Source organism: Bradyrhizobium sp. AZCC 2289, assembly GCF_036924615.1.
Classification (GTDB): Bacteria; Pseudomonadota; Alphaproteobacteria; order Rhizobiales; family Xanthobacteraceae; genus Bradyrhizobium.
This window is the reverse complement of record NZ_JAZHRY010000001.1, coordinates 4,405,316-4,422,865: the sequence shown is the minus strand read 5'-3', so window position 1 is coordinate 4,422,865 and position 17,550 is coordinate 4,405,316. Positions and strand designations below refer to the sequence as shown.

At 64.8% G+C, this 17,550-nt stretch carries 14 protein-coding genes; 9 read left to right on the top strand and 5 right to left on the bottom strand.

Annotated elements, in window-relative coordinates:
* Nucleotide 1: 1 nt before the first annotated feature.
* Nucleotides 2-1,189 (bottom strand): COG4223 family protein, encoded by a 1,188-nt coding sequence (locus V1289_RS21070; protein ID WP_334398663.1) that lies wholly within the window; start codon nt 1,187-1,189, stop codon nt 2-4.
* Between the two features lie 146 nt (nt 1,190-1,335).
* Nucleotides 1,336-2,073: a uroporphyrinogen-III synthase gene (locus V1289_RS21065; protein WP_334398662.1), complete on the bottom strand. Its 738-nt coding sequence runs from the start codon at nt 2,071-2,073 to the stop codon at nt 1,336-1,338.
* 269 nt (nt 2,074-2,342) lie between these two features.
* Between V1289_RS21065 and tsaD the strand changes: the two genes are divergently transcribed.
* Genes tsaD through V1289_RS21050 form a run of 3 tightly spaced genes read left to right on the top strand, consistent with a single transcriptional unit; the run spans nt 2,343 to nt 4,825 of the window.
* A complete protein-coding gene (gene tsaD, locus V1289_RS21060) occupies nt 2,343-3,416 on the top strand; it encodes a tRNA (adenosine(37)-N6)-threonylcarbamoyltransferase complex transferase subunit TsaD (RefSeq protein ID WP_334407583.1) in 1,074 nt (357 codons plus the stop codon).
* A 15-nt stretch (nt 3,417-3,431) separates the two neighbouring features.
* The gene (locus V1289_RS21055; protein ID WP_334398661.1) at nt 3,432-4,409 is read left to right on the top strand and encodes an NAD(P)H-dependent glycerol-3-phosphate dehydrogenase; all 978 of its coding nucleotides are present in this window, start codon (nt 3,432-3,434) and stop codon (nt 4,407-4,409) included.
* Between the two features lie 2 nt (nt 4,410-4,411).
* Entirely contained in the window at nt 4,412-4,825 is a 414-nt protein-coding gene (locus tag V1289_RS21050) for an EVE domain-containing protein (RefSeq protein ID WP_334398660.1), read from the top strand.
* A gap of 128 nt (nt 4,826-4,953) precedes the next feature.
* Here the strand turns inward: V1289_RS21050 and V1289_RS21045 are convergent, their stop codons facing one another.
* Nucleotides 4,954-6,099, bottom strand: coding sequence for a DNA topoisomerase IB (locus V1289_RS21045; RefSeq protein WP_334398659.1), 1,146 nt, complete (start codon nt 6,097-6,099; stop codon nt 4,954-4,956).
* 373 nt (nt 6,100-6,472) lie between these two features.
* Between V1289_RS21045 and acs the strand changes: the two genes are divergently transcribed.
* From acs to V1289_RS21030, 3 genes are all read left to right on the top strand, one after another.
* Nucleotides 6,473-8,425, top strand: a complete 1,953-nt coding sequence (gene acs, locus V1289_RS21040; protein ID WP_334398658.1) for an acetate--CoA ligase — start codon at nt 6,473-6,475, stop codon at nt 8,423-8,425.
* A gap of 363 nt (nt 8,426-8,788) precedes the next feature.
* Entirely contained in the window at nt 8,789-10,450 is a 1,662-nt protein-coding gene (locus V1289_RS21035) for a S53 family peptidase (RefSeq protein WP_334398657.1), read from the top strand.
* A 412-nt stretch (nt 10,451-10,862) separates the two neighbouring features.
* Nucleotides 10,863-11,375: a L,D-transpeptidase gene (locus tag V1289_RS21030; protein WP_334398656.1), complete on the top strand. Its 513-nt coding sequence runs from the start codon at nt 10,863-10,865 to the stop codon at nt 11,373-11,375.
* A 149-nt stretch (nt 11,376-11,524) separates the two neighbouring features.
* On the opposite strand, the gene V1289_RS21025 is transcribed toward V1289_RS21030, so the two are convergent.
* Both V1289_RS21025 and V1289_RS21020 read right to left on the bottom strand, forming a co-directional pair.
* Nucleotides 11,525-12,115 carry a thermonuclease family protein gene (locus V1289_RS21025; RefSeq protein ID WP_334398655.1) on the bottom strand — a complete coding sequence of 197 codons (591 nt, stop codon included), beginning with the start codon at nt 12,113-12,115 and terminating at the stop codon, nt 11,525-11,527.
* A gap of 49 nt (nt 12,116-12,164) precedes the next feature.
* Nucleotides 12,165-12,371, bottom strand: coding sequence for a DUF1674 domain-containing protein (locus V1289_RS21020; RefSeq protein WP_334398654.1), 207 nt, complete (start codon nt 12,369-12,371; stop codon nt 12,165-12,167).
* 189 nt (nt 12,372-12,560) lie between these two features.
* Here V1289_RS21020 and V1289_RS21015 point away from each other — a divergent pair, with 189 nt between their 5' ends.
* The 3 genes from V1289_RS21015 (at nt 12,561) to purH (ending at nt 17,512) form a co-directional block, all read left to right on the top strand.
* Nucleotides 12,561-13,907, top strand: a complete 1,347-nt coding sequence (locus V1289_RS21015; RefSeq protein ID WP_334398653.1) for an RsmB/NOP family class I SAM-dependent RNA methyltransferase — start codon at nt 12,561-12,563, stop codon at nt 13,905-13,907.
* 116 nt (nt 13,908-14,023) lie between these two features.
* A complete protein-coding gene (locus V1289_RS21010; protein ID WP_334398652.1) occupies nt 14,024-15,778 on the top strand; it encodes a heparinase II/III family protein in 1,755 nt (584 codons plus the stop codon).
* Between the two features lie 141 nt (nt 15,779-15,919).
* Nucleotides 15,920-17,512: a bifunctional phosphoribosylaminoimidazolecarboxamide formyltransferase/IMP cyclohydrolase gene (gene purH, locus V1289_RS21005; RefSeq protein ID WP_334398651.1), complete on the top strand. Its 1,593-nt coding sequence runs from the start codon at nt 15,920-15,922 to the stop codon at nt 17,510-17,512.
* Nucleotides 17,513-17,550: the final 38 nt, after the last annotated feature.

Below are 17,550 nucleotides of genomic sequence, written 5' to 3'. Positions count from 1 at the left end.
CTTATTGCGCCGGTTTGGCGAACGCAGCCATGGCGTCAGCCGCGAATTGACGGGATGCGGCCAGCGCCGCGTCGCGGGCATCGGCCATGTCCAGCCATGATTGGGCATCGGCGCGATCGGCCGGCGCAAGCGTCATCAACTCGCGCCTGGCTTCGTTGGAATCGTTTCGCAGCGCGGCCTTGGTCGCCCGCGCCAGCACGGCGCCGCGATCGCTGCCGACAGTGTCGGTTCGCTCGATGCGGATCAGCTTGGCGGCGCCGGCCTGCAGACGCTCGACGATTCCCGAGCCAGTCGTGGCGTTGTCCGGCGGCAGCGTCGACGACAGTTTCGGCACCAGCGCCAGCAATTCGCCGCTGAGCCTGGCGGCGCTCGGCACGCCCTTGGCCGCAAAGTCGTCGAGCGGATTCAGCGCCTTGGTATCGGGCGCCAGCGATTTTGCCGCCGCCAGCGCCACCGGATAGGGATCGCCGCTCCGAACCAGAACGTCGAGCAAGGCAGCCGCCACGACGCGGCGGAGTGTCACATCATCGGCCGGCCTGGCGTCGGCGGCCTTGGTGTCCGCAATCTCGGCGGTTTGCGCCCGCACGGCGCCTTCGATTTTGGCGATGCGGTCGTTAATCCCGGAAAGATCCGGCGACGGGCCACCGGCGCGCGGCGCGGCCTTGACGTCGTTGACGGCAGCAGCAAGCTTTTCGCCTTGCGCGCGGGACGCTGCCAGTTCGCCGCGCAGCGCGGCAAGTGACTTTTCCAAAGATTCAACGCGCGCGGCGGCCGCGGGATCGGCGGCGGGCTTGCCGGTTTTGGACTCGAGGCCGGCGACACGGGCGGTGAGATCGTCGACGGCGGCGGCATTGAGTTGCGGCGCGGCCGGTGAGGCCGGCTGGACCGCGGGCCATCCCAGCATCCAGCCGACGCCGATCACCAGCGCGGCCGCGACGGCGCCCGAGACCGGTGCGACGATCCAGGGAGAAATTGGTGCAGAAATTGGTGCAGAAACCGGCGCGGAACCTGGTGGCGAATCCGGCGACGTCGATGCGGCCTCGGCTGCCGGCTCGGCCGTCGCATCGGCGGCGACAGGCTGCGTTTCGCTCGACACGTCGGTGGCGTCGAGATCGATCGTGGGCGGCTCGCGCCGGGGCCGGCCCGAATCGGGCGGCGATCCAGTGTCTTTGGGCCTGTCATCGACCATCGCAGCGGTTTCCTCAGCAGTTGGACGCTCAGAACTCTAGCAGAATCGGCAAATCTTTTTCGGCAGGTCGTTTTAGAGCATGAACTTTCGAAAGTGGGCACCGGATTTGGGGCAAGATCATGCGCAAATAGACCAATTGCGCCCGATCAGGGCCGCAAAGCACGGCCCAGGGCTTCGAACAGGGCATTTTCGTCGGTGGACGCCGCTACCGTGACCTGGGTGGCGCCGGCGTCGCGAAGGATGGAGGCAACGGCAGAGGAAATGCAGTATTGCGGCAGCGCCAAGGCCGATATTTCGAGGCCGCCGGTCCGCGCCGCGTCCAAAAATGCGCGGGCGCTTCGACGCGAGTAATGCAGCACCGCCTCGACCTCGTTCGCCACGAAAGCGTCACACACCTCGCGCGGCAGGCTGGGCACCGGAATCATCCGATAGGTGGTGTGGGTAACGACGGTAAAGCCTTTTTCGCCCAATTCGCCGGCGAGATCGCGGGCGAGATCGGCGCCGGCCAGATACAAAAGCGTGCTGCCGCCCTTCAATTGTTTTGACTTCACGGCGGCCAGCACGAGTTCGCGCAACGCCGCAGCATCGCCCTTGGCCGCGATCACCTGGCCGAATCCGGCGCTGCGCGCCGCCGACGCCGTATGTTCTCCGACGGCAAACAGCGGCAGTTCGAGCAACCGGCTGCCCTTGAGCTGAGGCTCGATCGCGCGCAATGCGTTGGCGCTGGTGACGATGACGGCGCCGTAGCGCGCGTCCGCATCATCCTGGAACGGGACGGCTGCGAACCGCAGCATCGGCGCCTGCAGCACCCCAAAGCCCCTGGCGCGAAGGGCGTTGGCCGTGGCCTCATCGTCCGGATGCGGGCGCGTGACGAGAACCGCCATGTCTCAGATCTCCGCCGACAAAACTTCAGCCCTACCGGACGATTGCACTTTGAGACCTCGTAATGCTAGTTCCTGATCGGGTCAGAACCGATCAGGGACTAGCCTTTATCTTTTTTGACGCGTTTTCTACCGCAGATAAGTCTACGCAATCTGCGTAAACTTGATTGCTATGCGAACCGGGATCCACTTCGCTCGAAAACGCTCCGCTGGTTACGGAAGCGTTGCTTTAACCGATAGCACAAGGGCCGAAATTGGGTAACGACACGCCGATGCTGGTGCTGGGGATCGAGACCACCTGCGACGAGACCGCCGCCGCCGTGGTCGAGCGCCAGAGCGACGGCAGCGGCAAAATCCTGTCCAATATCGTGCGTTCGCAGACTTCCGAGCACGCCCGTTTCGGCGGCGTGGTGCCGGAGATCGCGGCGCGCGCCCATGTCGATCTGCTCGACGGCATTGTCGACAGCGCCATGAAGGAAGCAGGCACAGGCTTTGCGCAATTGTCGGCAGTGGCAGCCGCTGCCGGTCCCGGCCTGATCGGCGGCGTGATCGTCGGTCTCACCACGGCGAAGGCGATCGCGATGGTGCATGATACGCCGCTGATCGCGGTGAACCATCTCGAGGCCCACGCGCTGACGCCGCGGCTGACCTGCGCGCTGGCGTTTCCCTATTGTCTGTTTCTGGCCTCCGGCGGCCACACCCAGATCGTGGCGGTGGTCGGCGTCGGCAAATATGTGCGGCTCGGCACCACCGTCGACGACGCCATGGGGGAAGCCTTCGACAAGGTGGCGAAAATGCTGTCGCTGCCCTATCCCGGCGGACCGGAGGTCGAACGCGCCGCCAGCGGCGGCGACCCAAAACGATTCGCCTTTCCGCGGACGATGCTCGGGCGCCCGGACGCGAATTTCTCGCTATCGGGATTGAAGACCGCAGTGCGTAACGAGGCCTCCAGGTTGCAGCCGCTGGAGCCGCAAGACATCAGCGATCTCTGCGCCAGCTTTCAGGCCGCGGTGCTGGAATCAACCGCCGACCGGTTGAGCGTTGGCTTGCGGTTGTTTCACGAACAGTTCGGACCGCCGCGCGCGCTGGTCGCCGCCGGTGGGGTTGCCGCCAATCACGCCATCCGCGACGCGCTGCAGGACGTTGCCGCCAAGGCCGAGACCACGCTGATCATTCCGCCACCGGCCCTCTGCACCGACAATGGCGCGATGATCGCCTGGGCCGGGGCGGAGCGGATGGCGCTCGGACTGACCGATACCATGGACGCGCCACCGCGCGCCCGCTGGCTGCTCGACGCCAACGCCACGGCGCCGGCGGGTTATGGCAACACAAGGGCCGGATTTTAACGGGAGATCTGGTCGATGGCGTACGAATCGGTAGGCGTCATCGGTGCCGGCGCCTGGGGGACGGCGCTGGCCGGGGTCGCCGCGCGCGCGGGACGCAAGGTCGTGCTCTATGCACGCAATGCCGAAATCGCCGCCCGGATGAAATCCGGGCATGCAAATCCGCGCCTGCCGGACATGCGCCTCGACGAGCGTATCGAGGTCACCAACCGGATCGCCGCCGCCGCCAGCGCCGAAATTATCCTGATCGCGACGCCCGCACAGAATCTGCGCGAAGCGGCGACCGCACTGGCGCCGCTGCTGAAGCAGGAAACGCCGGTGATCGCCTGCGCCAAGGGCATCGAACGCGGCACCCATAAATTCATGACCGAGGTGATCGCGGAAACCGCGCCGCACGCCACACCCGCGATCCTTTCGGGGCCGAGCTTTGCAGAGGACGTGGCGCGCGGGCTTCCCACGGCGGTGACGTTGGCGGCACCGGATGAAGCGCTCGCGCGCGCGCTGGTGCAGGCGCTGGGCTCGTCGACATTCCGGCCCTATCACACGTCAGATGTCCGCGGCGTCGAGATCGGCGGCGCTGCGAAGAATGTGCTGGCGATCGCCGCCGGGATCGTTTCGGGGCGCAAACTCGGCGCCTCGGCGCTGGCGGCGCTGACCACGCGCGGTTTCAGCGAACTCGCCCGGCTTGGGCGCGCCTGCGGCGCCCGCGGCGAGACGCTGATGGGATTATCGGGGTTGGGCGACCTGATCCTGACCTGCTCCAGTCCGCAATCGCGCAACTTTGCGCTCGGCATCGCGCTCGGGCGCGGCGAACGGCCGGCGCCCGGGAGACTCGCGGAGGGTGAATTCACCGCACCCGTACTGGTCGAACTGGCGGCTTCGCAAGATGTCGATATGCCGGTATCAAATGCGGTGGCGGCGATCTTGAGCGGGAAGATAACGATCGACGCCGCGATCGAAGGCCTGCTGACGCGGCCGTTCAAGGCGGAGGAGTGACGATGGCGTACTGGCTGGTGAAATCCGAACCGTCGACCTGGTCGTGGGACCAGCAGGTTGCAAAGGGCGCCAAGGGCGAGGCCTGGACCGGGGTGCGCAATTTCACCGCCCGGCAGAATCTCGTGAACATGAAGAAGGGCGACCGCGCCTTCTTCTATCATTCCAACGAAGGCAAGGAGATCGTCGGGATCGCCGAGATCATCAAGGAGGCCTATCCCGATCCGACCGACAAGACAGGCAAATTCGTGTGCGTCGACATCAAGGCCGACAAGCCACTGAAGACGCCGGTGACGATGGCCGCGATAAAGGCCGACAAGAAGCTCGCCGCCATGGCGCTGGTGAAATATTCACGGCTGTCGGTACAGCCGGTCACGGCGGAAGAGTGGAAGATGGTCTGCAAGATGGGTGGATTGTAACTGTGCGAGCCACCGGGTCGCGCGAACGCGCGCCCGATGACAGGCTCCGCGAAGCAATCCAACTTGGCACGAAGCGAGGACTGGATTGCTTCGTCGCAAGCGCTCCTCGCAATGACGGAGGAAGTCTGTTACGCCGCAGCCGCCGTCACGACCTGCGCCAACAGCGCCTCGCGCTTCGACTGCGAACGGTAGCCCTTCATCGTCGCCGCGAAACGCTCGAGGATGCCGTCCTCGAAGGCGGTGACGATGGTGTCGTGGACGTAGCTCTTGCGGCAGATCGCGGGCGTATTCGACAGCTCATCCGCTGCGGCGCGAACGGCGTCCAGCACCTGCTTCTTGCGGCCGCGGGCGCTGGCCGCGGGCGAAATCCGCGACAACGATTCCAGCACCACCGCGGACGCCATCAGGGTGCGGAAGTCCTTCAGCGAAATCTTGATGCCGGCGATCTCGCGCAGGAACCCGTTCACCGTCGTGGTCGAGACCGCGCGCACGGTGCCGGAATTGTCGCGGTACTGGAACATCCGCTTGCCCGGCACGCCGCGCAGGATACCGATGGCGCGCACCAGCTTGGCCGCGTCGCATTCCTTGCGTACGGCCTTGCCGCCCTTGGCCTTGAAGGTCAGCACCACGCTATCGTCTTCCAGCGTGACGTTGGACTTCAACATCGTGGTGGCGCCGCGGGTGCCGTTGAGACGGGCATAGGATTCATTGCCCGGCCGGATCGCGGTGCGCGCGATCAGTTCGATCACCGCCGACAGCGCGAATTCGCGCGTCGGCTCGTCACCCGACAGGTGCATCGAGACGTGACGGCGAATCTTCGGCAGTGCCGCGACCAGCTTGGCCAGGCGATGCGCCTTGCGGTGCTCGCGGACCTTTTCCCAATCGGCATGATAGCGGTATTGCAGCCGGCCCGCGGCATCGAGGCCGACCGCCTGCAGATGCGAATTCGGATCCGGCGAATAGCGCACGTCCTTATAGGCCGGGGGAACCGCCATCGAGTTCAGGCGGCGGATGGTGCCGACGTGACGGATCGGGGTGCCGTTGGCCCGAATGAATGAATAGCTCTTTCCGCGCTTGATGCGGCGGATGGTGAGTTCGTTCTGGTCGCCGAGCGTGAGGCCGTGTTCGCTGGCCAGCGCCTCGACCGATGTCTTGGCGGCGATCTGGGACTTGGTTGCGGAGGCCTTGGGCAGTTGGCCAAGCGCGTCCGCCAGAGCCACGGCAGGATCGGCGGAAACGGGCCGCGTAGCCTCGAAATTCAGCTGATCCATCATGCTCGTTGACGCCTTGCTCCGCCTGTTCGTCCGGTAATGCCTGTTGTTGTGGCTTGGTTCCGGAGGGCCGCCGGGCCCCGGGTTCGCCATTTAGGGGGTAACCGGCGTCATTGCGAGTCACGATTCGACTAGTAACGGTTATTAGGTACCGGTCATGGAGCCATTCGCTCGATAACGTTGATTTTTGAGGTGGGTCAAAACGCGATCGTGATTGCCGGGTCAGGTGAAACCGGGACTGGGAGGGTTGCCCCGGACCAAGGTCGGAGACGTTTCCGCCTTGTCCGGGGATCGCCTAGCGACGCATAATCGTCGTAACGATCAAAACGGCTTGCGGCCGTCGCTGGTTCGGCGCCGCAACGAGTGGAGGGGACCGATGACTGAGAAAATCTATGACGTGTCCGCGGACTGGGCCAAGCGCGCCTTCGTCGACGACGCCAAGTACCGCGAAATGTATGCCCGCTCGGTGTTGGATCCCAATGGCTTCTGGGCCGAGCAGGCCAAGCGTATCGGCTGGATGAAGCCCTTCCACAAGGTCGAAAACGCCTCCTTCGCCCCCGGCAACATCTCGATCAAATGGTTCGAGGACGGCGTCCTGAACGTTGCCTGGAACTGCATCGACCGGCATCTCGAGAAGCGCGGCGACCAGACCGCGATCATCTGGGAAGGCGACGATCCCTCGCAGTCGAAGCACATCACCTACCGGCAATTGCACGACGAGGTCTGCCGGATGGCCAACATCCTGCGCACCCGCAACGTCAAGCGGGGTGACCGCGTCACGATCTATCTGCCGATGATCCCGGAGGCCGCCTACGCGATGCTGGCCTGCGCGCGGATCGGCGCGATCCATTCCGTGGTATTCGCCGGCTTCTCGCCCGACAGCCTGGCCCAGCGCATCACCGATTGCCAGTCCAAGGTGGTCATCACCGCCGACGAGGGACTGCGCGGCGGCAGGAAGGTGCCGCTGAAGGCCAACGTCGATGCGGCGCTGGAAAAGGCCGGCGACGTCGACTGGGTCATTGTGGTCAAGCGCACCGGCGCTGCCGTCGACATGAAACTGTCGCGCGACCTCTGGTATCACGACGCCGCCAAGGTGGTGACGACGGAATGTCCCTGCGAACACATGCACGCGGAAGATCCGCTGTTCATTCTCTATACGTCGGGCTCGACCGGCCAGCCCAAGGGCGTGCTGCACACCTCAGCCGGCTATCTGGTGTTCGCGGCGATGACGCATCAATACGTGTTCGACTATCACGACGGCGACGTCTACTGGTGCACCGCCGACGTCGGCTGGGTCACCGGCCACAGCTACATCCTCTATGGGCCGCTGGCCAACGGCGCCACCACGCTGATGTTCGAGGGCGTGCCGAATTACCCTGATAATTCCAGGTTCTGGAGCGTCGTCGACAAGCACAAGGTCAACACCTTCTACACCGCGCCGACCGCGATCCGCGCGCTGATGCAGGGCGGCGACGAGCCGGTGAAGAAGACCTCGCGCAAATCTCTGCGATTGCTGGGTTCGGTCGGCGAGCCGATCAATCCGGAAGCCTGGGAATGGTATCACCGCGTAGTCGGCGACGAGCGTTGCCCGATCGTCGATACCTGGTGGCAGACCGAAACCGGCGGCATTCTGATCACGCCGCTGCCGGGTGCTACGAAACTCAAGCCGGGCTCGGCGACGCGGCCGTTCTTCGGCGTGGTGCCGGAAATCGTTGATGCCGACGGCAAAGTGCTGGAGGGCGAAACATCGGGCAATCTCTGCATTGCCAAGTCATGGCCGGGGATGATGCGCACGGTCTATGGCGACCACGCCCGCTTCGAGCAGACCTACTTCTCGACCTACAAGGGCAAATATTTCACCGGCGACGGCTGCCGCCGCGACGCCGACGGCTATTACTGGATCACCGGCCGCGTCGACGACGTCATCAACGTTTCCGGCCATCGCATGGGTACCGCCGAAGTCGAAAGCTCGCTGGTGGCGCATGAAGCCGTCTCGGAAGCGGCCGTGGTCGGTTACCCCCACGACATCAAGGGCCAGGGCATCTATGCCTATGTCACGCTGATGACCGGCCAGCAGCCGACCGAAGCGCTGCGCAAGGAACTGGTGGCGTGGGTGCGCAAGGATATCGGCCCGATCGCCTCGCCGGATCTCATTCAATTTGCGCCGGGCCTGCCCAAGACGCGCTCGGGCAAGATCATGCGCCGCATCCTGCGCAAGATCGCGGAGGATGAACCGTCCAGCCTCGGCGACACCTCGACCTTGGCCGATCCTGCCGTGGTCGATGATCTCGTGCAGAACCGGCAGAACAAGAAGGGGGCTGCGGTTTAGAGCCCGATCGGTTCCGATCGCATCAGAACCGAGCTTCGCGTTTTCTGTTGGACGGGCTTCCGGCCGCACGGCTTTCCGCCGTGAGAGTTCATGCGGGCGCGTGACCGTCTCTGCGCCGCGGCCTTTATCGTGCCGCGGCGTTCGCGTCCGCTCGACGTGACCTGTGGCGGGCCCTGACAAAAAATAGTGTGCGGTATGCTGCTCGGCTGCCGGCGACACCGGTTCCGGTCGCATCGATGATGCTCGCCCGCGTCGAATAGTTGCAGCGCCAGACGAAGCACAACCCGCGTTAGCGATTGTTTCGCGCAATCTCGCGTTGTATTATTTGCCTGTCTCCCGCCCCCAACCCAGAGGAGAATTATCATGGCCGACGGCCGAAAAGTTTTTTCAGACAGCGTTACTCCGCTCCCAGCTGCAGAAGGCCCCACCCATCTTGGTCTCATGGTGGCCGCCGCCAAGCCCGAAAATAAAACAGAGCAGATGAAGGTCGTTTTTTCGCTCGCGATCCCCACCGATGCACAAGCCAAGCTGCAGCAGATGGTTGCGGAGGGGAAAGTGGCGTCGCCGCAAGACATCGCCAAGAATTTCTCTGCCGACCCTGCCGACGCAAAGGCCCTTGCCTCCTGGTTGAAATCCGAGGGCTTCAAGGTCGACAAGATTTCTGCGGACCGAACCAGCCTTTACGCGCATGGCACGGTCGACCAGATCCAGAAGAGCCTCAACGTCAACATGGTGCGCGTCACCAAGGACGGCATCACCTACACGGCGGCGCAAAACGCCCCCAGCCTGCCAGCGGATGTCGGAAAGAACGTCAGCGCGATCGTCGGGCTGCAGCCGTTCCGGCGCGCGCACAAACAATTCCGCATCTGCACCCCGCAAAGCGGCGTGACCGCGCCGCTTCGCCACACCAAACGCGGCGCGACCAAGAAGACTGCCAAGACCGGTGGCAAAGCCAAGGCCGCGGCCCCCGCCGCAACCGCCTCCGTTCAGGACGGATATCTCGTGTCTGAAATATTGAAGGCCTATAACGCCGACGGGCTTTCGGTCACCGGCAAGGGCCAGACCATCGCGATCCTGATCGATACGTTTCCGACGGCTGCGGACCTGAAGGCATTCTGGAAGCTGAACGGACTGAAGACCACCATCAAGCAAATCGAGATGATCAACGTCAACGGCGTCAGCATGCCGCCGCAGGAAGGCGAGGAAACCCTCGATGCGCAGTGGACCTCGGGCATCGCGCCGGGAGCCAAGATCAAGATCTATGCCAGCGGCACGCTGTCATTCGCCGATCTCGACAGCGCGCTTGACCGCATCATTACCGACCTCGCCACCGAACCCGGGATGCGCCAGCTCTCGATCAGCCTGGGCTTGGGCGAAACATTCATGGCCCCCGACGAGATCAAGGCTCAATCGCAAAAATTCCTGCGATTGGCGGCGTCCGGGGTCAATGTCTTCGTCGCCAGCGGCGATGCCGGTTCGAATCCCGACGTCACCGGGCACAGTTCGGGCGGCCCCACCCAGGTCGAATATGAATCTTCCGACATCAACGTGATCGCCGTCGGAGGCACCACCCTCAACCTGGCGCCCGACGGCAGCGTCGACAGCGAAACGGCCTGGGTCGGCAGCGGTGGCGGACGCAGCGGTGTCTTCATCCGTCAGCCCTGGCAACAGGGAGCGGGCGTGCCTAATGGCAACGAACGCCTGGTGCCGGACGTCAGCCTCGCCGCCGATCCGAATACCGGAGCCTGCGTGATCCTGCACGGCGTTCGACGGCAGATCGGCGGAACGAGCTGGAGTACGCCGGTGTGGGCCGGATTCTGCGCCTTGATCAACGAAGCGCGGGCCAGCACCGGCAAGCCGGCGCTCACCTTCCTGCCTCCGCAGATCTACAAATTATCGGGCAGCGCCAATTTCCGCGACGTCACCGATGGCAGCAACGGGGCGTTCAATGCCGGCCGCGGATACGACATGGTGACCGGCCTCGGCGTGCCCAACGTAAAACAGCTGGTGGCAACGCTGGGATAGAGCGTTTTCGAGCGAAAGCCTGCCCCGGACTTGATCCGGGGTGGACACCGGTTCGCGTAAAGAAAACGCGTTAACAAAAAAGACGGGGCAGCGCCTGTCCGGGTTGAATCGATCGCCGTGCGGCGGGAGCCTTGCTCCTGCCGCCGGCGGTTTGAATGCTCGCGCAATCGTCAGGACCATCGGCCCCCGGCCGGCACGTTTCCCGACGAGTGTTGTTTTCAAGTCATTTACTTTAATTCGAACATTTCCTCTCCTGCTCCCATCGAAACGAGTCTCGGACCGGGTGTCGAAACAACCCGGTTAATACACGCGGTTAATATTGCGCGGGTGAGACGGCAAACCGGCATTTCCTTTGGGTTTGCGTGAAATTTGAGGGCCCCCGAGAGGGGCGGTTGGGAAACTGGAGAGACTGATGTCGATGAGGATTGCGGTGGCGCTGGCTGCCACCATCGGGGCTGCCGTGTTGATGTCGGCGGCGGCCGAAGCGCGGCCGGAAATGGTCGGCGTTCACGGCGATTACACGCCAGGCACGATCGTGGTGAAGACCAACGAGCGCAGGCTTTATCTCATTCTCGATTCCGGTCACGCCATGCGGTACCCGGTCGGCGTCGGCAAGTCCGGCAAGCAGTGGGCCGGCACCACCCAGATCGACGGCAAATACCGCAACCCGGCCTGGTCGCCGCCGCGGGAAGTCAAGCACGACAAGCCGAACATGCCGGACGTGATCCCCGGCGGATCGCCGCGCAACCCGATGGGCGTCGCCGCCATGACGCTCGCCGGTGGCGAATACGCCATCCACGGCACCAACATGCCGGGCTCGGTCGGCGGCTTCGTGTCGTACGGCTGCATCCGCATGCTGAACGACGACATCACCGACCTCTATCAGCGCGTCTCGGTCGGCACGACCGTGACGGTCACGCGCTGATCTCGTCATTCCGGGATGGTCCGAAGGACCAGACCTCAGATGCGCAATTGCGCATCGGGGAATCTCGAGATTCCGGGTTCGCTCGTTTCACTCGCGCCCCGGAATGACGACGTAGGATGCAAGCCGTGCCACAGCGCGGCTTTTTATTTTTACCGGCCAGCGTTCGCGCACCAGCCGCTGCGGCGGCCGCCGGTGTAGCTGCGGGCATGACCGGAAGCCAGCAGCGCGGCTGAAACATTCCCGGTCCTTCTGGTGGCGACATCGGCAACGACACGGCCTTGATATTTGTCCGGGCCGATATTGAAGATCGTGACTTCGCCCTCGCCGAGCAGGCCGCGCAGGGCATCGCTCGCGGCCTCGGCCATTTGCAATTCCTGTGGACAGGCCGCTTTCAGCTCCGGCGCGTCGATACCGCGTAAGCGGACCCGCGTGGTCAGGTCGAGGCCGGGTCCCACATGCACCCGCGCCTCGAACGTATCGCCATCGATGGTCCGGATCACATCGACGGGGTGGCGGACATCCGGATTGCCGGCGCGCCGCCAGATTATTTCGGAATCCTGCCCGGGTAGGCCATTGGCCGAATGCGGGACAGGTAAATGGATCCAGCGCCGCACCGGCAGCATGGTCCCCGCCGCGACGCCGAGCACGAACACCCAGGGCAACGCTGCCGAAAACCGGCGCCGCCAGGGTCCCCGGCTCAGGGGCGGTCGATGAGTATTTATTCTCTCATATGGGGACATATTCCCAGACTAGAACTGAGTCGCGCCGGCGGCAAGGACCGATTCGCACTCAAAAATCCGAGGCGATGCCTTTTCGCTCCCAATCGCCATAGCGGGTCGGCTCCGGGCCGTTTGGACCCTGAAACTCCTTCGGCTGAGGTTTTGCATTTGCCTCGGCGGCCTTGCGCCGCGCTTCGGCTTCGGCGAGCGCACGCTGCGCGGCCGGTGTCAGCGGCTTGCGTTCCGCGGCGGGAGATGAGGAGGGATCGTCGGTCATCTCAAACTTTCCGGCAGCATAATCCGGCAGCATAATGTGTATCTCAAGTAGGAGCGCCGAGATCGCATCACAATCGTGAAATAGTCGGGGCGATTCTTACATTTGGCATATTCGCATGCCAAAGCTGTTTCTCATTTCAATGGCATGCGCCGAAACCCTGCTCAGCACCTTCCGAGATATTCCCGCGCCATGCCTCCTTCAAGATTTGCAGTTCCTGCCGAAGTGCCCGGCCTCGCGGCGCGACGGATCGCCGCCGACATTCTCGACGGCGTGCTGCACAAACACCGCACTCTCGACGATCAGCTCGATGGCACCGGCGCCCATCCCGGCCTGAAGTCGCTGGCCGATCGCGACCGCGCGCTGATGCGGCGTCTGGTGGCGACGATCCTGCGGCGGCTCGGCACGCTGGGTCACGTGCTGTCACGGCTGCTCGATCGCGGCATCCCGACCGACGCGCCGCGCGCGCAGAGCGCGCTTCTGATCGGGGCTGCGCAGATTCTCTGGATGGATGTGCCCGATCATGCCGCCGTCGATCTCTCGGTGCGGCTGGTGCAATCGGACCGCAGGGCCGCCAAATATGCCGGTCTCGTCAACGCAGTGCTGCGCCGTTGCGCGCGCGAGGGGCAACCGCTGATCGACGAGGTCAAGGCGCAGACGCTGGATATTCCGCCCTGGCTATTGGCGCGCTGGATCGCGCATTATGGCGAAGCCTCCGCGCGCGAGATGGCGCTCGCGATCGGCCATGAGCCGTCGCTCGACATCACCGTGAAATCCGACCCGCCGCAATGGGCAACCCGCCTGCACGGCGAAACGCTGTCGACTGGAACCGTGCGCACCTTGCTGCAGGGATCGGTGACGATGCTGCCGGGCTTCACCGAGGGGCACTGGTGGGTGCAGGACGCCGCCGCCGCGTTGCCGGCGCGGTTGTTCGGTGACGTCAGCGGCAGAACCATCGTCGACCTCTGCGCCGCGCCCGGCGGCAAAACCGCGCAGTTGGCGCTCGGCGGCGCCCGCGTCGTTGCGGTCGACCGTTCGCCGGCGCGGATGGCGCGGCTGCGCGACAATTTTACGCGGCTTTCGCTGCAAGCCGAGACGGTCGTGACCGATGCGGCCGAGTGGCCGAGCCAGGGCGGTTTCGACGGCATCCTGATCGACGCGCCCTGCACCTCGACCGGCACCATCCGCCGCCATCCCGACGTGGCCTGGCTGCGGCAGGAGACCGACATCGCGGCGCTGACGGCCTTGCAAAAACGATTGCTGCAGAAGGCCGTGACGCTGCTCAAGCCGGGCGGAACGCTGGTCTATTGCACCTGTTCGCTGGAGCCGGAAGAAGGCGAGCAGGCGGTGGCGGCGCTGCTGGCCACCGAGCCTTCGGTGCGCCGCGCGCCGATCGAGGCCGGCGAGATTGCGGGCCTGACCGAAATCATCACGCCGGACGGCGACCTGCGCACCCTGCCCTGCCATTTGCCCCACCACGCCGACCCACGGCTCGGCGGGCTGGATGGATTTTACGCGGCGCGGCTGGTTAAATCCTGATTTTACACCGGAATTTTGCGACACCCAGGTGATTCGCGGGGTTTCAAGGTGGTGTCTTGTCGGCGTTTCCGGATTAAAAGGATTCGCCACAAGATCCTCCTCCCCCAAGGTTAGGCGTGTCGGTCGCTCAACGCAGACGCATCTCGACGCTGATCGCAGGCCGCTTTGCGCGGAGCGTACTCGCGCGCGCCAGCGGCGGCACGGTGGCGCTGTCGCGGCTGTGGCCGGGCCGTACCGATCGGCTGATCATCGCGCCGCACGATCTGCGGACCGCGGACGCCACCCGCGCGGCCGAAATCTATGCCGGCCGCTTCGTGTTCGCCGGCAAGATCGTGACCTGCCATGGACGCTCGATCTTCGATCTCGAGCCGCCCTCGGAAGATTGGGAAGTGGCGCTGCTCGGCTTCGGCTGGCTGCGGCATCTGCGCGCCGCCGATACCGCGCTGACCCGCGCCAATGCGCGCTCGCTGGTCGACGACTGGCTTTCGAATCCGGCGCGCAGCCGGCCGCTCGAACGCCGCGCAGACGTGCTGGCGCGGCGCGTGATCTCGCTGTTGTCGCAGGCCCCATTGGTGCTCGGCGATACCGACGGAAAATTCTACCGGAAATATCTGCGGGGGCTGGCGCGCGAAATCCGCTATCTGCGCTTTGCGATGTTCGATATCGCCGACGGCGTGCCGCGGCTGCAGGTCCTGATCGCGCTGTGTTACGCCTCGCTGTGCCTCGCCAACCAGGCACGGCATATCCGCACCGCGACGCGGAAACTTTCCGACGAGCTGCAGCGGCAGATCCTTCCCGATGGCGGACACATCTCGCGCAATCCCGGCGCGCTGGTCGAGCTGCTCAGCGACCTGCTGCCGCTGCGTCAGACCTTCGCCGCACGCAACATCGCGCCGCCGCCGGCGCTGCTCAACGCGATCGACCGCATGATGCCGATGCTGCGCTTCTTCCGTCACGGCGACGGCAGCTTTGCGCTGTTCAACGGCATGAGCAGCGCGCCGTCCGACCTGGTGGCGACCTTGCTCGCCTATGACGACACCCATGGCGTGCCGATGGCGCACATGCCGCATACCGGCTTTCAGCGCCTCGATGCCGGCGCGATGACTGTCATCATGGACACCGGTCCGCCGCCGCCGCCGAATGTCAGCCAGGACGCCCATGCCGGCTGCCTGGCGTTTGAACTGTCCTCCGGGCCGAGCCGGATCGTGATCAATTGCGGGATGCCGTCGACCGGCCGCGACAATTGGCGCACCTTTGCGCGCAGCACGGCGGCGCATTCGACCCTGACCTATCACGAGACGTCGTCCTGCCGGTTCGTCGAACAGTCGGCGATGAAGCGGCTGCTGCAGGGCTCGCCGATCGTCAGCGGTCCCGCCACCGTGGAAAGCTATCGCGAGGTGGTGGCGAACGGTGATCTCCTGACCACGTCGCATGACGGCTACCTGCCGCGGTTTGGCGTCGTGCATCGCCGGGTGCTGATGGCCGCCAATGACGGCACGCGGCTCGACGGCGAGGACACCCTGTCGCCGGCGCCGGGCGCGCGGATCAAGGGCAACGAGACCGACTTCGCGGTGCGGTTTCACCTGCACCCGTCGGTGAAAGCGAGCCGGCTCAGCGACGCGCGCGGCGTGATGCTGGTGCTGCCCAACCGCGACGTCTGGACCTTCGAGGCGCTCGACGACAAGGTCGACCTCGAAGACAGCGTATTCCTGGCCGGCAATGACGGCCCCCGCCGCACCGCCCAGATCGTGATCCGGCAGGATTCGCGGACTGCCTCCTCCGTCCGCTGGAGCTTTGTGCGCTCGAGCACCTCGGCGGCGGCCACGACAGCAAGGCGCAACGCGAGGCGGGAGCCGGAACTGCCGTTGTAAACCGTTCTCCAGCCCCGCTTTTTCAGGGGGCAGGAAGATTTCCACACATGGCCTTTTCCTGACCTTTTCCGGTTTCTTGCCGGTTTCTTGGCCGCCAAAACCATGCTACCCGGCTGGCTTACCAGCCAGGAACATCCTTTCATGACAGACCATCCGCGCCGCGTGACCCGGGCTCTATTGTCCGTTTCCGACAAGACCGGGCTGATTGAATTTGCAAAGGCGCTGGCGGGCCATGGGGTCGAGCTGGTCTCGACCGGCGGCACGTCGAAGGCGATCGCCGCGGCCGGGCTGAAGGTCAGGGATGTCTCCGAGCTGACCGGTTTTCCCGAAATGATGGATGGCCGGGTCAAGACCCTGCATCCCAAGGTGCATGGCGGCCTGCTCGCGATCCGCGACAACAAGGACCATGCGGATGCGATGAAGGCGCACGGGATTGCGCCGATCGATTTGCTGGTGGTCAACCTCTACCCATTCGAGGCGACCGTCGACCAGGGCGCCGGTTACGAGGACTGCATCGAGAATATCGATATCGGCGGGCCGGCGATGATCCGGGCCGCCGCCAAGAATCACGACGACGTCGCGGTCGTGGTCGAGGCCAGCGATTATCAGGCGGTGCTCGACGAACTCACCGCCAACAAGGGCGCCACCTCGCTGGGGCTGCGCCGCCGCCTGGCCGCCAAGGCCTATGCCCGCACCGCCGCCTATGACGCCGCGATCTCGAACTGGTTTGCGCGCGAGCTCAAGAACGATGCGCCGGATTTCCGCGCCTTCGGCGGCCGGCTGATCCAGTCGCTGCGCTACGGCGAGAACCCGCACCAGACCGCGGCATTCTATGCGACGCCGGACAAACGGCCGGGCGTCGCCACCGCGCGGCAGTTACAAGGCCGAGAGCTCTCCTACAACAACATCAACGACACCGATGCGGCCTATGAATGCATCGCCGAGTTCGACGCCAAACGCACCGCCGCCTGCGTCATCGTCAAGCACGCCAACCCCTGCGGTGTCGCCGAGGGCAGCGACCTGCTCTCGGCCTATCGCAAGGCGCTGGCCTGCGATTCGACCTCGGCCTATGGCGGCATCGTGGCGCTGAACCGCACACTCGATGCCGATGCCGCGCGCGCCATCACCGAAATCTTCACCGAGGTGATCATCGCACCCGATGCAACGGAAGAAGCCATCGCCATCGTCGCCGGCCGGCGTAATCTGCGGCTGCTGCTGGCCGGCGGATTGCCCGACCCGCGCACGGTGGGCCTGACCGCAAAGACCGTCGCCGGCGGCATGCTGGTGCAAAGCCGCGACAACGCCGTGGTCGACGACATGACGCTGAAAGTCGCGACCAAGCGCGCGCCGTCGGACGCCGAACTGCGCGACCTCAAATTCGCCTTCCGCGTCGCCAAGCACGTCAAGTCGAACACGATTATTTATGCCAAAGATCTCGCCACCGTCGGCATCGGCGCCGGCCAGATGAGCCGGGTCGATTCGGCGCGCATCGCCGCGCGCAAGGCGCTGGATGCTGCGGCCGAGCTAAAACTCGCCGAACCCCTGACCAAGGGCTCCGTCGTCGCCTCCGACGCATTCTTCCCCTTCGCCGACGGCATGCTGGCCTGCATCGAAGCCGGCGCCACCGCGGTGATCCAGCCCGGCGGCTCGGTACGCGACGATGAAGTGATCAAGGCCGCCGACGACCACGGCATCGCCATGGTTTTTACCGGCGTCCGGCATTTCAGGCATTGAACACCGTCGTCCCGGCCTTGAGCCGGGACGACGTGTTG